We start from the raw sequence: 17,489 nt of genomic DNA, 5'->3' as shown, positions 1-17,489 counted from the left end.
CCCCTCAACCCGCGCCGGCATCCGCCCCCGAGCCCGCCCCCGCGCCGCCCCCGGCACCGGCGCCCGTGGAGACTCCGGCGCCGGCTGCCATCACGACGCCCTGGTGGAACACCGTCCCGGAATCGGTTCCGGAACCCGCCGCCCCGGTGGTGGAGGCCCCGGCGCCTGCGGTCCCGCCCGCCGACGACCCGGCCACACCGGCTCCGGCCACGGAGGAGGAGAAGGACCCGGCCAAGGCCGCCGAGGCTTTGATCCAGCGGCGCAACCGGGGACGGGCGGGGACGGTCCAGACCTCGTGGCGTGGCGCGCTGGACGTCGGCGCCCTGGTGCCGCTGCGCAAGCGCCTGTTGGGGGAGTGAGGCCGTGAGCGACACCAAGCATGGGCACCGCAAGGGCGCCTCCCCCTCCGCTCCGCCGAACCGGCCGGAGCGCCTGCTGGAACGCTACCGCGCGGCGCGGGAGCGCCGGTCGGTCTGGGAAAGCCATTGGCAGGACTGCTACGACCACGCCCTGCCCAACGGGCAGCCTTTCCGCGGCGGCGGCACCCCCGGCGAGCGACGGGTGGACCGGCTGTTCGACGGGACCGCGCCGGACGCGGTGGAACAGCTCGCGGCCAGCCTGCTCGCCGAGCTGACCCCGCCCTGGTCGCGCTGGTTCGGGCTGCAGCCCGGCCCTTCGCTGCCGGACGGGGAGCGCGACCGCGTGGCCCCGATGCTCGACCGCGCCGCCGGCATCGTGCAGGCGCATGTCGACCGCTCCAATTTCGCCGTCGAGATCCATCAGGCCTTCCTCGACCTCGTGACGGTGGGCACCGCCTGTCTGCTGATGGAGGAGGCCCCGCCGGGCGGCGCCTCCAGCCTGCGCTTCACCGCGGTGCCGCTGGCCGAGGCGGTTCTGGAGGAGGGGGCGGACGGGCGGCTGGACGGCACCTTCCGGTGCAGCGAGGCGACGCTGGCCCAGATCGAGCGGCGCTTTCCCGGCGCCGCCCTTCCCGACGAGGTGCGGGAGCGCGGCGCCGCGGAGCCGGACAGCCGCTTTCCGCTGGTCGAGGCGGTGCTGCCGGACGGGCTGGCCTACCGATGGACGGTGGTCCTGGACAGCGGGCTGGCCGATCCCGCCACGCTGGCCGAGGGACGCTTCGCGCAGTCTCCCTTCATCAATTTCCGCTGGCTGAAGGCACCGGGGGAGACCTACGGCCGGTCGCCGGTGATGAAGGCGCTTCCCGACATCAAGACCGCCAACAAGGTGGTCGAGCTGGTGTTGAAGAACGCCTCCGTCGCCGTCACCGGCATCTGGCAGGCCGACGACGACGGGGTGCTGAACCCCGCCACCATCCGGCTGGTGCCGGGGACGATCATCCCCAAGGCGGTGGGGTCGGCCGGGCTGACGCCGCTCGCCAACCCCGGCCGGTTCGACGTGTCGCAGCTCGTTCTGGACGACCTGCGGGCGCGCATCCGCCACGCGCTGCTCGCCGACCGGCTGGGGCCGCTGGACCAACCGCGGATGACCGCGACCGAGGTGGTCGAGCGCTCCGCCGAGATGGCCCGGCTGCTCGGCGCGACCTATGGGCGGCTCCAGGCGGAGCTGCTGACGCCGCTGCTGCTGCGCGCCGTCGGCATCCTGCGCCGCCGCGGCGAGATCCCGGACATCGCGGTGGATGGGCGTACGGTGGCTTTGCAGCACCGTTCCCCACTCGCCCAGGCGCAGGCGCAGCGGGACGTCCAGGCGACCCTGCGCTGGCTGGACACCGCGCGGCAGCTCGGCCCGGAGGCGCTGTCCGCGGTGGATGTCGCGGCGACCGCGCGCTGGCTGGGCGAGGCCTTCGGCGTGCCCGCCAAGCTGGTGCGGGCGGAGGCTTCCCATGGCTGATCCTGCGGATTGGAACAACGGCGGCTGGGCTTGGCTGGAGGGCGTGCCGCCCGCCGCGGCCGTTCCGGCCGGCGATCCGGCGCCCAGCTTCGCCCGCTGCTTCGCCGGGCCGGACGGGACGCGGGTGCTGGCCACGCTGACGGCGATGACGCTCGAACGCACGCTCGGCCCCGACGCCTCCGACGCCGCGCTGCGCGACCTGGAGGGCCAGCGCCGCCTCGTCGCCCTCATCCTCGCCCTGACCGCCCGCGGGCAGGGCGCCTGAGTCTTTCATCGATCCTGAGTTTTTCATCGATAAGGAGCTATCCATGGCCGAAAACCTGCTGACCTCGACCGTTCCCGGCGCCCCGCCCGCGGTGCCCGAGAAGTTCCGCGACCCGGAAACCGGCGCGGTGCGCGTGGAAGCGCTGCTGAAGTCGTATCTGGAGCTGGAGCGCAAGCTGTCCGCGCCTGCCCCTGCGCTCGGTGACGGCGAGCGGCCCGACCTGCTGACGGTGCCGGGCGTGCCGGAGGGACCGGAAGGCTATTGCATCACCTGCGACCATGGGCTGTTCGAGCCGGACCCGGCGATCAACGGCCGATTGCACGGCGCCGGCTTCACGCCGGAGCAGGCGCAACTCGTCTACGACCTCGCCGCCGAGCGGCTGGTCCCGCTGATCCAGGAGCTGGCCGCCGAGTTCCAGGCGGAACGCGAGGTCGAACGGTTGTCCGCCCAGTTCGGCGGGGCCGAGCGCTGGCGGGAGGTGTCGCGGCAGCTCCACGCCTGGGCGGTGAAGAACCTGCCGCCGGCGGCGGTGGAGGGTCTGTCGACCACCTATGAGGGGGTGATGGCGCTTCACCGGATGATGACCGGTGGCGAGCCCGCCGCCCTGTCCATGCCGGCCGGCGCGCCGTCCGCCGGCGGGGAGGCGGAGCTGCAGGCGCTGATGCGTGATCCCCGCTATTGGCGGGACCGCGACCCGGCGGTGGTGTCGAAAGTGACCGACGGGTTCCAGCGCCTGTATCCGACCGCCTGATCCGACCGCCTGATCCGACCGCCTGACCGGCGGCGCGGCGTGCTTCGCGGGAGGAGCTTCGAACCCACGCCGCGCCGGATGGGCGAAATGTCGCAGCCGGATTGAAAAGGACGAAGGGGGACCGGGGCGGGCAACTTGACCGTTGCGTGTTTGAAATAAAAAAGCGACGCTTTCGCGCAGAATGACAACCGCCCGGAAGCAGCCGGGTGCGACGATTGCCGCCGGAACCGTGATGACGCTGCGCCGCAAGATCCGCTGGCTGACCTGGATCGGCCTGATCGGCTGCCTCATGGCGGCAATCCCTGCGCTTTACCTCCTGCGCAGCGGTCTGATCACGGAACGGGAACGGCTGACCCACGCGTTGGTCGGGTCGGCGCACGCCATGCTCGGCGAGATCAACACGGCCATCGAGGCGGGCGCCTTGCCGCGGGACGAAGGCCAGGGTCAGGCGCGGCTGGCGCTGCGGGCGCTGGGGCGCGATCCTTTCCATGTCAGCGTGTTCACCGACGGGCGCGTGCCCGAGGGCTGGATGGGCGAGGGCCATTCGGTCCGCGCCAGCCTGACCTTCGAGCCCTGGGGCTGGGCCGTCGCGGCGGCCAGCGGGACCGACGACCTCGACCGCGAATTCGCCATGGAAGCCCTGGCCTTCGTCCTGTTCATCGCCGTTCTGCTGGTGCTGAGCTGGCCGCTCTCGGTGTTTCTGTCGCAGCATGTGCTGGGCCCCATCGAGGCGCTGTCGGAGCGGATGGAGCGGCTGACCGAAGGGCAGACCGGCATCGACATCCCCGGCCGCGACCGCAGGGACGAGTTCGGCGCCATGGCCCGCGCCATGGATTACTTCCGGCAGGCCGCCGAGGCGCTGATCGTGCGCGACGAGCGGTTGTTCGGCATCATGAACAACATCGGCGAAGCCATCGTGCTGGTCGGCGAGGACGGTCGGGTGGAGGAGCACAACCCCGCCGCCGCCGCGCTGTTCGGCGTGCCCGCGGAGCGGCTCGACGGCCATCGCTTCGCCGACCTGTTCGCCGAGGAGGACCGCGAGCGGGTCGCCCGGCTGCTCGGCCTGGGGACGTTGGGCGAGGGCAGTGCGGCGGAAACGGGCACCACCGGCCGCACGGAGCGTGCCGAGGAGCTGGTCATCGAGCGGGGGGACGGGCGGATCGACGCCTCGCTCTCCCTGTCCTGCCTGGACGTGCAGGGGCGGCGCAGCTACGTCTGCGCGCTGGCCGACATGACGGAGCGGATGCGCCACGAGCGGGAGCTGCTGCGCCTCGCCACGCGCGACCGGCTGACCGGCCTGCCGAACCGGGCCCTCATCGAATCGCTGCTCGACACCTCGATCGAGCGGGCGCGCCGTCATGGCCGCCGCTTCGCGGTGCTGTGCCTGGACCTGTCGCGTTTCAAGCTGATCACCGACACGCTGGGCCATCACGCCGGGGACCTGCTGCTGCAGGAGGTCGCCTCGCGGATCGTCGTCACGGTGCGGGCCAGCGACACGGTGGGGCGCATCGGCACCGACGACTTCGCGGTGATCCTCGACGAACTGGGCGAGGCGAAGGAGGCGGAAACCGCCGCCCAGCGCATCCTGGCCGCCTTCGACGAGCCGGTGCTGCTGATGGGGACGGAACATTACGTCCGCCCGTCGATCGGCATCGCCCTGTTCCCCGACCACGCCGACAGCGCGCAGGAGCTGATCCGCTCCGCCGACACGGCGCTCTACGCGGCCAAGCGGGCCGGCGGCAAGCGCCACGCCTTCTTCCGCAAGGAGCTGGCCGACCAGGCGCACCGTCATCTGGCGTTGGACCGCGACCTGCGGGCGGCGCTGGCGCGCGGGGAGTTCCAACTCCACTACCAGCCCAAGGTGTCGCTGATTGACCTGTCGCTGGAGGGCTTCGAGGCGCTTCTGCGCTGGGACAAGCCCGGCTTCGGCATGATCTCCCCCGGCGAGTTCATTCCGGTCGCGGAGGACACCGGCTTTATCGTGCCCCTCGGCGACTGGGTGCTGGACGAGGCCTGCCGGCAGTTGCGGGAGTGGATCGACCGCGGGCTGGAGCCGGTGCCGGTGGCCGTCAACATCTCGCCGCGCCACCTGCGCCAACGCTCCGCCGAGGATTTCCGCCGCATCATCGACCGCCACCGCCTGTCGCCCGATTTGGTCGAGCTGGAGATCACCGAGGGGGCGGTGATGCAGGACATGGACCATGCCTTGTCCGTTCTGGCCGCGCTGAAGGCCATGGGCATCCGCGTGGCGGTGGACGATTTCGGCACCGGCCATTCCTCGCTGAGCTACCTGAAGCGGCTGCCGGTGACGACGCTGAAGATCGACCGCTCCTTCGTGAACGGCGTGCCGAGCGAGCGCGAGGACAACGGCATCGTCTCCACCATCATCGCCATGGCCGACATGCTGGGGCTCGACGTGGTGGCGGAAGGGGTGGAGAAGCAGGAGCAGGCCAATTTCCTGCGCCACCACAACTGCACCCTGGTCCAGGGCTGGCTGACCGGGCGCCCGGTTCCCGCCGGTCAGGCCGCCGACCTGCTTGCCGTGCGCCTGCGCCGGACGGCGTGAGATCCGGAGGAACCGGGGGCCGTCGCCCCCGGTTCTTCCTCCCGATTCGGCCCTGACGTCAGCGCAGCGCGCCCTTGACGTCCTCGTACTCGTCCTTCTGCCAGGACTCCAGGCCCTTGAGGTCGTTCTCCGTCATGTCGACGGTCAGGCGCTTGCCCTTCATGTGCAGCCGCTCCAGCGGCAGGACGACGTCCTTGTCGCTGACGTCGGCGATGTGATCGACGTCGATCACCGCGAAGGTCTGGCCACCCTTGCGGACGATGCCCTCGATCTCGGCGATGTCCTTGCCGTCGCTGCCATAGACGTCCTTCCCCTTGAGCTGGGCCGCGGTCATCTTCGCGACCGCCGGGTCGAGCGAGGCGTGGGTGGCCGCGACCTGCCCGGTCGCCTTGTTGGTCGGAACCTCCTTGGCGGTGGTTCCGGACATGCCCTCGGCCAGGGCCGGCGTGGCGAGCAGGAGCGCTGCGACGCCACAGGCGGTGATGATCGTCTTCATGAAGCGTATTCCTTTTTTATGCCGTGTTTTTCGGGCCGTGAAGGCCAACCATTCAACAGCGCGGCTCTGAGGGATATTCCGTACCCCAAGGGATTAGCGCATCGGGACCAGCGCCAGAATAAAGGAAAATATTCTTGACATAACGGGACTGATGTCTTAGAAACGCTCTTGCCAACGCCCGTCGTGCGTCCCCTCACGCGGTGGGCCGCGGCACCCCGAACCTCCCCTCCATGCCTGTCCTGAAAGAGGCTGGCCGGACAACCGAAAGGCCCGGCCAGCCTCTTTCTTTTTCGCGCTTCGCCCGCGGCCGGGCGCGCGTCCCCTTGTCCTTTTCCTGGGCTGGGCGCGCCCGACAACCGGGTGGCGGAATGCTTCCCGCCGGACGGGACCCCGCAGAACGCGAAAGGAATACAGTCCAATGTCCACCTCGGTCGCCCAGGCTTTCGTCAAGCAGTTCGAACGCGAAGTGCACGACGCCTACCAGCGCATGGGCTCGAAGCTGCGCAACACGGTGCGCACCAAGAACAACGTCCAAGGCGCCTCCACCGTCTTCCAGAAGGTCGGCAAGGGCACCGCCTCCACCAAGGCGCGCCACGGCGCCGTTCCGGTGATGAACCTGGACCACACGCCGGTCGAATGCACCCTTTACGACTTCTACGCCGGCGATTGGGTCGACCGGCTGGACGAGCTGAAGACCAACATCGACGAGCGGCAGATCATCGCCGGCGCCGGCGCCTATGCGCTGGGCCGCAAGACCGACGAACTCATCCTCGGCGAACTGAACAAATCCACCAACTACGCGGGCGGCTCCAACGACGGGCTGACCAAAGCGAAGGTTCTGGCGGCCTTCGAGAAGCTGGGCGAGTCCGACGTGCCGGACGACGGCCAGCGCTACGCCGTCATCGGGTGGAAGCAGTGGAGCCAGCTTCTGGGCATCGACGAGTTCGCTAGCACCGAATATGTCGGCGCCGACGAACTGCCCTGGCGCGGCACCCAGGCCAAGCGCTGGCTGGGCACGCTGTGGATGCCCCATTCCGGCCTGAAGGCCGAGGGCGGCGTGCGGCTGTGCCACTGGTACCACAAGACGGCCGTCGGCCACGCCTCCGGCGCCGACGTGAAGACGGACATCTCGTGGCACGGCGACCGCGCCGCCCACTTCGTCAACAACATGATGTCGCAGGGCGCCGGCCTGATCGACGCGGCGGGTGTGGTCACCATGCGCTGCCTGGAAGCCTGACCCCGGAAGCCTGACGCCCCCCTGCCGACGACCGACCTGGAGTTTCCTCCCATGCCCTATCTTCCGAAGGACCTGAGCGTCCTCGCCTACGCCAACGGCTTCACGCTGTGGCACTACACGACGCCGGACGCCGCCACGCTGGTGGACAACAGCGGCTATTTCAACGGCGCGTCCGACCTGCTGCGCAGCGGCGACATGATCCTGGCCAACACCGGCACCGCCGGGACGCCCGCCGCCGGCGTCCTCGTGGTCGCGGCCAACGCGGCGGGGGTGGTGGATGTCGCCAACCTGTCGCCCTTCGGTGCGTCCAACACGGACTGACGGACGTCGCTCGATATTCCCTCTCCCGCCTCGGGAGAGGGAAGGGGCCCGCGCAATGCGCGGGAAGGGTGAGGGTGCCGGCAACGGGCTGGCGCTCGATCCTTGCATGCACCCTCACCCGCTTTCGGCGGACCGAGGGTCCGCCTGCCGCGTCAGCGCTGGCTTTCAGCCAGCGCGAGAGCCCGCTTCGCGGGCACCCTCTCCCGAGGCGGGAGAGGGCTTTGGAGGATCAATCCCATGGCATTGACGGCTATCGGGCTGTGCAGCCGCGCGCTCATCAAGATCGGGGCGACGGCGATCACCGCCTTCGACGAGGGCACCGCCGAGGCGGAGGTCGCGGCGGCGCTCTTTGAGCCGGCGCGCGACGCGCTGCTGTCGGCCAACGCCTGGAGCTTCGCCACCCGGCAGGCCCGGCTGCCGCGGCTGGCCGACGACCCGGTCGCCGATTACGGCGTGGCCTTCCAGCTTCCCGCCGATTTCCTGCGGGCGCTCGGCGCCGGGGCAGGCGGGCGGGGGCGCGGGCTGGATTACCGCATCGCCGGGCGGGCGCTGCACGCGGCGTCCGACGCGGTGGTGCTGACCTATGTCGGGCGCCCGGCGGAGGAGGACTTTCCCGCCTTCTTCGATCAGGCGCTGATCGCCCGGCTGGCCGCGGAGTTCTGCATTCCGCTGACCGAGAGCACGAGCCGGGCGGAGCTGCTGCAGCGGCTGGCCGAGGGCGAGTTCCGCCGCGCCCGCCAGATCGACGCCCTGCAGGACAGCCAGCCGGGCTTCGAGGATTTCACCCTGATCGACGCGAGGGGCTGATGGCGCGGGTTCGTCAGGTGAAGACCAACTTCACGGCGGGGGAGATTTCCCGCCGGCTGCTCGGGCGCGGCGACCTGCGCGCCTACGACAACGGGGCGCTGGCGCTGCGCAACCTGTTCATCCATCCCACGGGCGGGGTGACGCGCCGCTCCGGCCTCGCCTTCGTCGATCCGGCCCGCGGCGACGGGCGGCTGGTCGCCTTCGAGTTCAACACGGAGCAGACCTATCTGCTGGTCTTTTCCGAGGAGCGGATCGACGTCTACGGCAACGACGCGCCCATCGCCAGCGTGACGGCCCCCTGGACCGCCGCCCAGCTTCCCCAGATCACCTGGACGCAGAGCGCCGACACGCTGCTGGTCTGCCACCCCGACGTGCCGCCGCGCAAGCTGACGCGCAGCGGCGCCGACTCCTGGGCGCTGAGCGGCTGGAGCTACGTCGCGGAGGGGGAGCGGGTGGCGATGCCCTTCTACCGCTTCGCCGATCCCGCCGTGACGCTGACCCCGTCGGGAACGGACGGGCTGGTGACGGTGACGGCTTCCGCCCCGGTCTTCGATCCGAAGCAGGAAGGCACGCGCCTGCGCATCCAGGGCAAACAGCTCCGCGTCGAGGGGGTGGTGTCCGTGACGCAGGTCACCGCGACGGTGCTGGAGACGCTGGCCGGAACCGCCGCGACGACGGCCTGGGACGAGCAGTCCTTCTCGCCGCTGCGCGGCTGGCCGGTGTCGGCGGCCTTCCACCAGGACCGGCTGGTCATCGGCGGCTCGCGCGACCTGCCCAACCGGCTGTGGCTGTCGCGCTCCGCCGACCTGTGGAACTTCGACCTCGGCACCGGGCAGGACGACGAGGCCATCGAGTTCGGCATCCTGTCCGATCAGGTGAACGCGGTGCGCGCCGTCTTCTCCGGGCGGCATCTCCAGGTCTTCACCTCGGGTGCCGAATACATGGTGTCGGGCGATCCGCTGACTCCGCAGAACATCCAGGTGCACCGGCAGACGCGCATCGGCTCCCCCGTCGACCGCTCCGTCCCGCCGCGCGACGTGGATGGGGCCACCCTGTTCGTCTCGCGCAACGGGCGGGAGATCCGCGAATTCCTCTACACCGACACCGAGGCCGCCTATCAGGCCAACGATCTGGCGTTGCTCGCCCGCCATCTGGTGGTGCGGCCGCGGGATCAGGACTACGACCAGGGCCGCCGCCTGATGTTCGTGGTGATGGAGGACGGCGCGCTGTGCGCCCTGACCGTCTACCGGCTGGAGCAGGTGACCGCCTGGACCCGGCTGGAGACCGACGGGGCGGTGCGCTCGGTCGCGGTGGTCGGGGACGAGGTCTACGCGCTGGTCGACCGCGCCGGGCGGTGGGGCGTGGAGCGCTTCGATGACGGGCTGAACCTCGACGCCGCCCTGGTCGGTGACCACGACGCCCCGACCGCGGTGTGGAGCGGGCTGGACCATCTGGAGGGGCGGACCGTCGCGGTGGTCGCCGACGGGACGGTGCGCGCCGACGCCACCGTCGCCGCCGGAAAGATCGTGCTCGACCCGCCGGCCCGCCATGTCGAGGCCGGGATCCCCTACAGCCACCGCATCGAGCCGCTGCCGGTCAGCCTTCTGGGGCAGGCGGGTGGGACGGACGCGGTGCGGCTGGTCTCCGTCGGCTTCCGGCTGGAGGAGACGGCGGCGCTCCACGCCGACCTGGGGCGCGGCCTTCAGGAATTGCCGCTGCACCGGACGGGGCCGCAGCCCGCAGGCGGCGTTCCGGCTCTGGTCTCCGGCGACCGCAAGCTGCGGGCGCTGGGCTGGCGGCGCGACAGCGACCGGCCGCTGTGGAGCATCCGGCAGGACGCACCGCTGCCCTTCACGCTTTTGTCCGTAACCATGGAATTGAGGGTGAACGACTGATGGGCGGAATCACGACCCTGGCCACGGCGGCGCTGCCGCTGGCGAACTCCGTCGCCGACACGGTGGACCGCGTCTCCGGAACCTCGGACAGCGCGCGCCGGCAGCAGGCCGCCGACGAGCGCCGATACGCCTATCAGGCGGAGCAGCAACGGCTGGAATGGCAGCGCGAGGACGAACTGCGCCGCCAGGACCAGGAGCTTCAGCGCCAGAAGGAGGAGCAGGCCCGCGCCGAGGCGGAGCGGCAGCGCAGCCGCGAGATGGACTGGCTGGCGCAGAGCCAGAACCTGGCCGCCCAGCAGCTCCGCACCGGGCAGGCCGCCACGCTGGCCGACAAGGAAGGGGACGCCCGCACGCGGCTGGCCCAGATGTCCACCGCCGCGCAATCCGACGAGCGGCGGCGCGTGGACGCCCTGCGCCGAACCGTGGCGCGCACCCGCGCCGCGCKGGGCTCCAACGGGGTCAGCGCGGCGGACGGCTCGGGCGAGGCGATCCTGCTCGGCGTCGTCAAGGACAGCGCCGCGGAGCGCGGGGAGGCGGAGGGTGCCGACCGGCTGAAGCGCGAGGCCATCCAGCAGGAAGTCGACAGCGTGCGCCGCCGCAACCTGCTGGAACAGGTGCAGCTCGCCGAGCGCCAGCGGCTGGAGTTCATGAGCCGCTTCTATTGACGCATTCGGTCCATCCACGCAGGAGGAGAGGCGCACCCAATGCCCAGCGCAATCGACGTTCCGCGCGGCAACCCGCGCGTCCAGTATCTTGCCGACGGCGTGCAGACGGACTTCGTCTTTCCGTTTCCGGTCTTCGAGGACGGCGATCTTCAGGTCTTCCTGGGCGCGGCGCGGCAGACCACCGGCTATGCGGTGAGCGGCGCCGGGGACACCGCGGGCGGCACGGTGGCCTTCGCGGAACCGCCGGAGGCCGGGACGCCCGTCCTGCTCCGCCGCCGCCTGCCCATCGAGCGGATGAGCGATTTCCTGGAGAGCGGGCCGCTTCCGGCGTCAAGCCTGAACCGCGAGTTCGACCAGTTGACCGCGGCGCTCCAGCAGGTGGCCGGCGATCAGGAGCTGATGCTGCGCTACACCGACACCGACCTGCCGGCCTCCAACCGCCTGCCGGAACGGGCGGTGCGGGCGGGGCAGCTCCTCGCCTTCGATACGGTGGGAAACCCGATCGCCCGCCCTCCGGTGGACGAGGAGGCGCTGTCGACCTTCGTCGCCCCCGGCGCCGGCGCGGTGCGCCGCCCGGTGCGCGAGAAGCTGGCCGACGCCCTGTCGGTGAAGGATTTCGGCGCGGTCGGCGACGGCGTCGTCGACGACACGCGGGCGATCCAGGCCGCGCTGACCAGCGCGGACGCTGTCCATGTGCCGCCGGGCACCTACCGGATCACCAACACGCTGACGGTGGGCTACGGCCAGACGCTGTATGGGGCGGGGCAGAGGTCGGTCATCGCCGGGTCTTCGGCGGGCTTCGACCTGATCCACCTGCCGGACGGCTACGCCACGGTGAGCGGCTTGCGGCTGGAGAAGGGCGACGCCGCGGTGAAGCTGTTCGGGCGGGACGGCCCCTGCGTGCACAACACGCTGAGCGACCTGACCATCTGGGACCCGCGGGTCGGGCTGCTGTTCGACGGGTACGTCGACCCCAATTGGCCCTGCTACTGGAACATGGTGTCGCGCGTGCTGGTGGCCCGCCCGTCGCTGCACGGGGTGTGGCTGACCCGGACGGGGGAGGGCGACACGCCCAACGCCAACCGCTTCTCCATGGTGCGCGTCTACTCCCTATCGGCGCCCATCGCCGGCTGCGGCTTCTTCGTGGAGCAGGGCAAGTACAACAACAGCTTCCAGGACTGCGAGGCCAACCTCTCGACCATGGCGCTGGCCTGCTTCCGCGTCGGCGCCAACACCGACAAGACGCTGATCCTGAATTTCTACGCCGAATCGCTGGGCGGCGTGCCGAATGTGCAGCTCGACGCCGGGTCGGTCGAGACGGCCATTGTCAACCTGCTGTCGATGTCCGCCGGCCCGGCCATCCACGATCTGTCGGGTGGCCGCTACACGGCGGTGAACGCCGGCTATCCGGAGAAGAACCGGCTGGCGCGCAGCCGCGTCTCCGAGCTGGTTGTCGAGGCCCTGCGCTACGACACCGAGTATGTGGAGCCGCAAGTGGGCGGGGTGATCGCGCTGGACCTCACCAGTTCCGTCTACCTGGCGAGCGCCTACAGCGGCGACGTGGAGCTTCGGCTGCCGGCGGCGGATGCGGCCAACGGCCATGCGGTGACGGTGAAGCGGACCGACGCCTCCACCCACCGCCTGACCATCACCGAGGACGGCGGGCCGGGGCCGGACGGGCGGACGGTGGCGCTGGGCAACCGCTACGACTTCGTGACCATCGTCTCGAACGGGGCCGGCTGGTGGGTGGTCGGCGGCAACAACCGGCCGGGCAACGCACATTTCCACGACCAGCCGGGCCTGTTCGAGCCGGACCTGAACCAGACGCTGTATCTGGTCAGCGCCTTCAGCGGCGCGGTCACGGTGCGGCTGCCGCCGCCGGGGGCGCTGCACGCGGTCGGGCGCACGGTGACGGTCAAGAAGGCCGATGTCTCGGGCAACCCGGTCACCGTCACCGTGCAGGGCGGCGGCGGGCCGGACAATGCCCCGGTGTCGCTGAATTCCACCGGCAGCGCGGTCACGGCGATGTCCAACGGCGCCGGTTGGCACATTCTGGGACGGGTGGCGTGATGGAGGCGGCGGAAACGCGCAAGAAGGGCTTCTTCGCCTTCGTCCAGGACTGGAACCGGCAAACGGAGCTGACCACCCCCCGCCACCATCTGCAGATCGCCGCGTGGCTGGAGCGGCAAGCGGTCGGTGTCGGGTCCTTCGGCATCGGGCCGCGCCTGCTGCTGATGGCCTTCCGCGGGGCGGGCAAGTCGTCCATCGTCGGGCTGTTCGCGGCCTGGATGCTCTACCAGGACCCCAACCGGCGGCTGCTCGTCCTGGCGGCGGACCTGAAGCTGGCGAAGAAGATGGTGCGCAACGTCAAGCGCATCATCGAGCGCCATCCCGACACCCGCGGCCTGAAGCCTCCGGCGAAGGAACGCGACCAGTGGGCGGCCGACCAGTTCACCGTGTTGCGGGCGCAGGAATTGCGCGACCCCTCCATGGTGGCGGCGGGCGTCGGCGGCAACATCACGGGCAGCCGCGCCGACGTGGTGATCTGCGACGATGTCGAGGTGCCACGCACCTCCGGCAGTCCGGGCAAGCGCGCCGACCTGCGCGAGAAGCTGGCGGAGATCGACTATCTGCTGGTGCCGGGCGGGGTGCAGCTCTATGTCGGGACGCCGCACAGCTACTACTCCATCTACGCGGAGGAGCCGCGGACGGAGGCGGGGGAGACGCGGCCCTTCCTGGACGGTTTCGCGCGGCTGGTCCTGCCGGTCTACACCGACGGTCCGGACGGCCGGCGCCGCTACGCCTGGCCGCAGCGCTTCGGCGAGGCCCACGTCAACCGCATCCGCAAGACGACCGGCCCCAACAAATTCACCAGCCAGATGCTGCTGCAGCCGGTCAACGAGGCGGAGGGCTTCCTCGACCCCGACCGGCTGGGCCGCTACGACGGTGAGCTGGACTACCGGGAGTCGGCGGGGCGGGCGGTGCTGACGCTGAACGGCCTGCGCATGGCCTCGGCCTCCTGCTGGTGGGACCCGGCCTTCGCCCGGCCGGCGGAGGGCGGAAAGCCCGGCGATTCCAGCGTCGTCGCCGCGGTGTTCGGCGGAGCGGACGGGCGCTTCTACCTGCACCGGGTGCTCTACCTGTCGGTGGACCCCGGCGATCCGGACACCGAGGCGGAGCAGCAATGCTTCCAGGTCGCCCGCTTCCTCGAGCGGCACCACCTGCCGGCGGTGCATGTCGAGATCAACGGCATCGGGCGTTTCCTGCCCGGCCTGCTGCGCAAGGCGCTGCGCACGGAGAAGGTCGGCGCCGCCGTGGTCGAGGAGGCGAGCCGCCGCGCCAAGGCGCTGCGCATCCGCGAGGCGTTCGACGCCCTGCTGGCCGACCGCCGGCTGCTGGCCCACGCCACGGTGTGGGAGACGCCCTTCATCCGCGAGATGCGCGAATGGTCGCCGGACGGGCGCTATACGGGCCGCGACGACGGGCTGGACGCGGTGGCCGGCGCCCTGTCCTGCGAGCCGTTCCGCTTCGACCGCCAGCCGGCGCCGGGGCGGAAAGCGGACTGGCGCGCCGCAACGGCGCCGGTTCCGGTGGAGGGCTGGGATGTGTGATTGCCGACCGCACCGTTCCGTGTTCCGACGGGCCGCCTTCCTGACCGGACGGCGGCCTTTTCTTTTGCCTTTTCCTTGGAGAACGGAAATGCAGGAGTCCATCGACCTGTCCTGGTGGATCACGGCGGTCGAACTGCCGGTCATGGGCGGGCTGTTCTGGTTGATCGCCCGGCTGCGCCGCGACGCCGAAACCGCGCTGGAGACGGTGCGGGCGCGCGCCGAGACCGCCCAGGCGCAGGTGCGTGAGAGCCTGGCCGCCTACAAGCTGGAGGTCGCCAAGACCTACGTCTCGGTCGCGACGCTGAAGGATGTGGAGCGGCGGCTGACCGACCATCTGCTGCGCATCGAGACCAAGCTGGAAAATGGCTGCGCTCCCTTCGTCCAGCCCTATGCTCCGCCCTACGGAGACGGAGGCCGCCGATGAGGACGCGTGTCCTGAAGCCGGAGCCCGGATTGGCCGTTCCGCCGCAGGGGCCGTCCGTCGACGCCCCCGGCCAAGCCGTCGACACGCTCGCCCGCACCCTGTGGGGGGAGGCGCGCGGCGAGTCCGTGCGGGCCATGGAGGCGGTGGCGGCGGTCGTGATGAACCGCGTCGGCCGGGCGCGCGACCATGGCGGATGGTGGTGGGGGAATGACGTGGTTGCCGTCTGCCGGCTGCCGGGACAGTTTCCCTGCTGGGACCCGGACGCGCCGGGACGGCTGGGACTGCTGTCGGTCACCGCCGCGGACCCGGTCTTCGCCGCAGCCCAGCGGATCGCCCGCCGCGCGGTGGCCGGTCTGCTCGACGACCCGACCGGCGGAGCGACTCACCTGCACCGGGCGGGGGCGAACCCGCAATGGGCGCAAGGGCGCAGCGTCTGTGCCGAGATCGGCGGGTTCCAGTTCTACGACGACGTCGAATGACCTCTCGTTCTGCACCGACGTCTCCCCGCCGCGTTCCGGCGAGCCGGACATCCAGGTCCTGACCGCCGCAGCGGAAGGAGAGGCTGGAACGGGCCGGTCAGGCGGCTTCCTTGATCATCGCCAGATAGATCTTCCAGGCCGTCTCGACCGAGACGCCGCCGGCGCGCGATCCGGCGGCCAGCATCGCCGCCGAGGGCTTCAGCGGAACGGACGTGCTGCTGGGCTCGACGGTGGCGGACAGGGGGGCGCTGTCCACGCTGGACACGATCACCCCATGGATGCGCGAGTCGAGCGCGTGCTCCACCGGGTGGCGTTCCTTCACAACATTCATCGCAATCGCGTTCATGGGGCATCTCCTTGCTTGCCCACCTCTCAGCAATCCCGATGCCAACTCCGAAAAGTTGCCGCCGAAGAGGCGGATGCCTTGGGGAATCCTTGATTCTGCGGCTTTTCCGTGTGCTCGGCGGGGTGGGACGCGGCGGATCGGCGAATTTTCCTTCTGCAAAATGCCGGGGGATTCCCAGGGCCGCGTTTGCAAATTGCGAAGCAAACAGCGCAACGTCCCATTCTGAAGTTATCAATGTCCGGCCGGTCCTCATGTTTTTGCCACGGCTGGCTTTGGTCGGCGGCTTTGCGGTAAGGTCGCTCCGCCATGATTGAACGGATCATCTTTCATATGTGCCGCGCCGCGGAATGGGAGCGGGCGCTCGCCGCCGGGGCCTACCACGGCTCGTCGCAGGATGCGGCGGACGGCTTCATCCATTTCTCCACCGGCGCCCAGGTCGAGGAAAGTGCCGCCAAGCACCGCGCCGGGCAGGACGGTCTCGTCCTGCTGACCGTGGACGGCGCCGCGCTGGGCGCCGCGCTCAGGTGGGAGCCGTCGCGCGGCGGCCAGCTCTTCCCCCATCTCTATGGCCCGCTGCCACCCGCGGCGGTGCTGCGCGCCGATCCGCTGCCGCTGGGGCCGGACGGCCGCCACATCTTCCCGGCGAGCTTTAAGGACACCACACCGTGATCGACCTGTTTCCCATCGTCGGCCCCGTCCTGCGCAGCTTCGATCCGGAGACGGCGCACGGGCTGACCATCAAGGCCCTGTCGAGCGGGCTGATGCCGCCGGTGCGGGAAAAGGACGATCCCATCCTGCGGAGCCGGGTGTTCGGCCTGGACTTCGCCAATCCGGTCGGCCTCGCCGCCGGTTTCGACAAGAACGCCGAGGTGGTCGACGCCATGCTGCGGCTGGGCTTCGGCTTCGTCGAGGCGGGCAGCGTCACTCCCCGTCCGCAGCCCGGCAACCCCAAGCCGCGCCTGTTCCGCGTGCCGGAGCAGGGGGCCGTCATCAACCGCATGGGCTTCAACAACGAGGGGCTGGAGCCCTTCGCCCGGCGGCTGGAGCGACGCCTGTCCGGCGGGCGCAAGGCGCCGGGACTCGTCGGGGCCAACCTCGGCAAGAACAAGGACACGGTGGAGGCCGCGGACGACTATGTCCTCGGCGTGACCCGGGTGGCGGCGCTGGCCGACTATCTGGTCGTCAACGTGTCGTCCCCCAACACGCCGGGCCTGCGCGCTCTCCAGGGGCGCGACCCGCTGCGCACCCTGCTGGGCCGCGTGCTGGATGCCCGGACCGCCTGCAAGCTGGCCAAGGCGCCGCCCGTCCTGCTGAAGATCGCCCCGGACCTGACGGATGAGGACAAGGCGGACATCGCCGCCGTCGCTCTGGAATCGGGCATCGACGGGCTGATCGTCTCCAACACCACCATCGCCCGCCCGGCGGAGATCCCGGAGCCGCTGCGCGCGGAAGCCGGCGGCCTGTCCGGCAAGCCGCTGTTCGCGCCCTCCACCGCGGTCCTGCGCGAGATGTACGGGCTGACCGGCGGCAAGCTGCCGCTGGTCGGTGTCGGCGGCATCGCGTCGGGTGCCGACGCCTACGCCAAGATCCGTGCCGGTGCCTCGCTGGTGCAGCTCTATTCCGCGCTGGTCTATGCCGGGCCGGCGCTGGTGCTGGCGATCCGCCGCGACCTCGCCGCCCTGCTGCGCCGCGACGGCTTCGCCTCGTTGGGCGACGCCGTGGGGGCGGATCACCGCTGAGCGGGGCGGGGGGAGCCG

Annotated in this window: 17 protein-coding genes and 1 pseudogene; 16 read left to right on the top strand and 2 right to left on the bottom strand. The window is 70.7% G+C overall.

Annotated elements, in window-relative coordinates:
- From AC1DVI_RS06050 to AC1DVI_RS06030, 5 genes and pseudogenes are all read left to right on the top strand, one after another.
- Positions 1-359 (top strand): annotated as a pseudogene (locus AC1DVI_RS06050) (hypothetical protein); the annotation flags it as partial.
- Between the two features lie 4 nt (positions 360-363).
- On the top strand, positions 364-1,869 hold the full coding sequence (locus tag AC1DVI_RS06045) for a portal protein (RefSeq protein ID WP_476957157.1): 1,506 nt from the start codon (positions 364-366) through the stop codon (positions 1,867-1,869).
- The gene (locus AC1DVI_RS06040; RefSeq protein WP_476957156.1) at positions 1,862-2,134 is read left to right on the top strand and encodes a Bbp19 family protein; all 273 of its coding nucleotides are present in this window, start codon (positions 1,862-1,864) and stop codon (positions 2,132-2,134) included. Before AC1DVI_RS06045 ends, AC1DVI_RS06040 begins: the two co-directional genes overlap by 8 nt.
- A gap of 43 nt (positions 2,135-2,177) precedes the next feature.
- Entirely contained in the window at positions 2,178-2,885 is a 708-nt protein-coding gene (locus tag AC1DVI_RS06035) for a capsid assembly protein (protein WP_149168020.1), read from the top strand.
- A 181-nt stretch (positions 2,886-3,066) separates the two neighbouring features.
- Entirely contained in the window at positions 3,067-5,451 is a 2,385-nt protein-coding gene (locus AC1DVI_RS06030; RefSeq protein ID WP_476957155.1) for a putative bifunctional diguanylate cyclase/phosphodiesterase, read from the top strand.
- Between the two features lie 58 nt (positions 5,452-5,509).
- Here the strand turns inward: AC1DVI_RS06030 and AC1DVI_RS06025 are convergent, their stop codons facing one another.
- Positions 5,510-5,947 (bottom strand): PRC-barrel domain-containing protein, encoded by a 438-nt coding sequence (locus AC1DVI_RS06025; RefSeq protein ID WP_476957154.1) that lies wholly within the window; start codon positions 5,945-5,947, stop codon positions 5,510-5,512.
- 418 nt (positions 5,948-6,365) lie between these two features.
- Between AC1DVI_RS06025 and AC1DVI_RS06020 the strand changes: the two genes are divergently transcribed.
- From AC1DVI_RS06020 to AC1DVI_RS05980, 9 genes are all read left to right on the top strand, one after another.
- Complete coding sequence (locus AC1DVI_RS06020; RefSeq protein ID WP_476957153.1) at positions 6,366-7,184, top strand: phage capsid protein; 819 nt, start codon at positions 6,366-6,368, stop codon at positions 7,182-7,184.
- Between the two features lie 51 nt (positions 7,185-7,235).
- Positions 7,236-7,505, top strand: coding sequence for a hypothetical protein (locus AC1DVI_RS06015; RefSeq protein ID WP_476957152.1), 270 nt, complete (start codon positions 7,236-7,238; stop codon positions 7,503-7,505).
- A gap of 237 nt (positions 7,506-7,742) precedes the next feature.
- A complete protein-coding gene (locus tag AC1DVI_RS06010; RefSeq protein ID WP_476957151.1) occupies positions 7,743-8,312 on the top strand; it encodes a phage connector family protein in 570 nt (189 codons plus the stop codon).
- Positions 8,312-10,207, top strand: a complete 1,896-nt coding sequence (locus tag AC1DVI_RS06005; protein WP_476957150.1) for a phage tail protein — start codon at positions 8,312-8,314, stop codon at positions 10,205-10,207. The genes AC1DVI_RS06010 and AC1DVI_RS06005 overlap by 1 nt, the downstream gene beginning before the upstream one ends.
- The gene (locus AC1DVI_RS06000) at positions 10,207-10,872 is read left to right on the top strand and encodes a hypothetical protein (RefSeq protein ID WP_476957149.1); all 666 of its coding nucleotides are present in this window, start codon (positions 10,207-10,209) and stop codon (positions 10,870-10,872) included. Before AC1DVI_RS06005 ends, AC1DVI_RS06000 begins: the two co-directional genes overlap by 1 nt.
- A gap of 39 nt (positions 10,873-10,911) precedes the next feature.
- On the top strand, positions 10,912-12,942 hold the full coding sequence (locus AC1DVI_RS05995) for a glycosyl hydrolase family 28-related protein (RefSeq protein WP_476957148.1): 2,031 nt from the start codon (positions 10,912-10,914) through the stop codon (positions 12,940-12,942).
- The gene (gene terL, locus AC1DVI_RS05990; RefSeq protein ID WP_476957147.1) at positions 12,942-14,483 is read left to right on the top strand and encodes a phage terminase large subunit; all 1,542 of its coding nucleotides are present in this window, start codon (positions 12,942-12,944) and stop codon (positions 14,481-14,483) included. The genes AC1DVI_RS05995 and terL overlap by 1 nt, the downstream gene beginning before the upstream one ends.
- Before the next feature lie 88 nt (positions 14,484-14,571).
- Complete coding sequence (locus AC1DVI_RS05985; protein WP_476957146.1) at positions 14,572-14,907, top strand: hypothetical protein; 336 nt, start codon at positions 14,572-14,574, stop codon at positions 14,905-14,907.
- Complete coding sequence (locus tag AC1DVI_RS05980; RefSeq protein WP_476957145.1) at positions 14,904-15,386, top strand: cell wall hydrolase; 483 nt, start codon at positions 14,904-14,906, stop codon at positions 15,384-15,386. The genes AC1DVI_RS05985 and AC1DVI_RS05980 overlap by 4 nt, the downstream gene beginning before the upstream one ends.
- Positions 15,387-15,483: 97 nt before the next feature.
- Here the strand turns inward: AC1DVI_RS05980 and AC1DVI_RS05975 are convergent, their stop codons facing one another.
- Positions 15,484-15,732, bottom strand: a complete 249-nt coding sequence (locus AC1DVI_RS05975) for a hypothetical protein (protein ID WP_476957144.1) — start codon at positions 15,730-15,732, stop codon at positions 15,484-15,486.
- Positions 15,733-16,038: 306 nt separating this feature from the next.
- On the opposite strand from AC1DVI_RS05975, the gene AC1DVI_RS05970 reads away from it, so the two are divergent.
- Positions 16,039-16,401 carry a DUF952 domain-containing protein gene (locus AC1DVI_RS05970; protein WP_476957143.1) on the top strand — a complete coding sequence of 121 codons (363 nt, stop codon included), beginning with the start codon at positions 16,039-16,041 and terminating at the stop codon, positions 16,399-16,401.
- Positions 16,398-17,471, top strand: coding sequence for a quinone-dependent dihydroorotate dehydrogenase (locus AC1DVI_RS05965; RefSeq protein WP_476957142.1), 1,074 nt, complete (start codon positions 16,398-16,400; stop codon positions 17,469-17,471). The genes AC1DVI_RS05970 and AC1DVI_RS05965 overlap by 4 nt, the downstream gene beginning before the upstream one ends.
- Positions 17,472-17,489: the final 18 nt, after the last annotated feature.

This window comes from Azospirillum sp. P4_B5 (assembly GCF_056402275.1).
This window is presented reverse-complemented; position numbering and strand designations above follow the sequence as displayed.

Excerpts from the sequence above, each read along its gene's own strand:
- AC1DVI_RS06040 (WP_476957156.1), top strand. The coding sequence starts at position 1,862 with ATGGCTGATCCTGCGGATTGGAACAACGGCGGCTGGGCTTGGCTGGAG.
- AC1DVI_RS06035 (WP_149168020.1), top strand. The coding sequence starts at position 2,178 with ATGGCCGAAAACCTGCTGACCTCGACCGTTCCCGGCGCCCCGCCCGCG.
- AC1DVI_RS06030 (WP_476957155.1), top strand. The coding sequence starts at position 3,067 with ATGACAACCGCCCGGAAGCAGCCGGGTGCGACGATTGCCGCCGGAACC.
- AC1DVI_RS06025 (WP_476957154.1), bottom strand. The coding sequence starts at position 5,947 with ATGAAGACGATCATCACCGCCTGTGGCGTCGCAGCGCTCCTGCTCGCC.
- AC1DVI_RS06020 (WP_476957153.1), top strand. The coding sequence starts at position 6,366 with ATGTCCACCTCGGTCGCCCAGGCTTTCGTCAAGCAGTTCGAACGCGAA.
- AC1DVI_RS06015 (WP_476957152.1), top strand. The coding sequence starts at position 7,236 with ATGCCCTATCTTCCGAAGGACCTGAGCGTCCTCGCCTACGCCAACGGC.
- AC1DVI_RS06010 (WP_476957151.1), top strand. The coding sequence starts at position 7,743 with ATGGCATTGACGGCTATCGGGCTGTGCAGCCGCGCGCTCATCAAGATC.
- AC1DVI_RS06005 (WP_476957150.1), top strand. The coding sequence starts at position 8,312 with ATGGCGCGGGTTCGTCAGGTGAAGACCAACTTCACGGCGGGGGAGATT.
- AC1DVI_RS05995 (WP_476957148.1), top strand. The coding sequence starts at position 10,912 with ATGCCCAGCGCAATCGACGTTCCGCGCGGCAACCCGCGCGTCCAGTAT.
- terL (WP_476957147.1), top strand. The coding sequence starts at position 12,942 with ATGGAGGCGGCGGAAACGCGCAAGAAGGGCTTCTTCGCCTTCGTCCAG.
- AC1DVI_RS05985 (WP_476957146.1), top strand. The coding sequence starts at position 14,572 with ATGCAGGAGTCCATCGACCTGTCCTGGTGGATCACGGCGGTCGAACTG.
- AC1DVI_RS05980 (WP_476957145.1), top strand. The coding sequence starts at position 14,904 with ATGAGGACGCGTGTCCTGAAGCCGGAGCCCGGATTGGCCGTTCCGCCG.
- AC1DVI_RS05975 (WP_476957144.1), bottom strand. The coding sequence starts at position 15,732 with ATGAACGCGATTGCGATGAATGTTGTGAAGGAACGCCACCCGGTGGAG.
- AC1DVI_RS05970 (WP_476957143.1), top strand. The coding sequence starts at position 16,039 with ATGATTGAACGGATCATCTTTCATATGTGCCGCGCCGCGGAATGGGAG.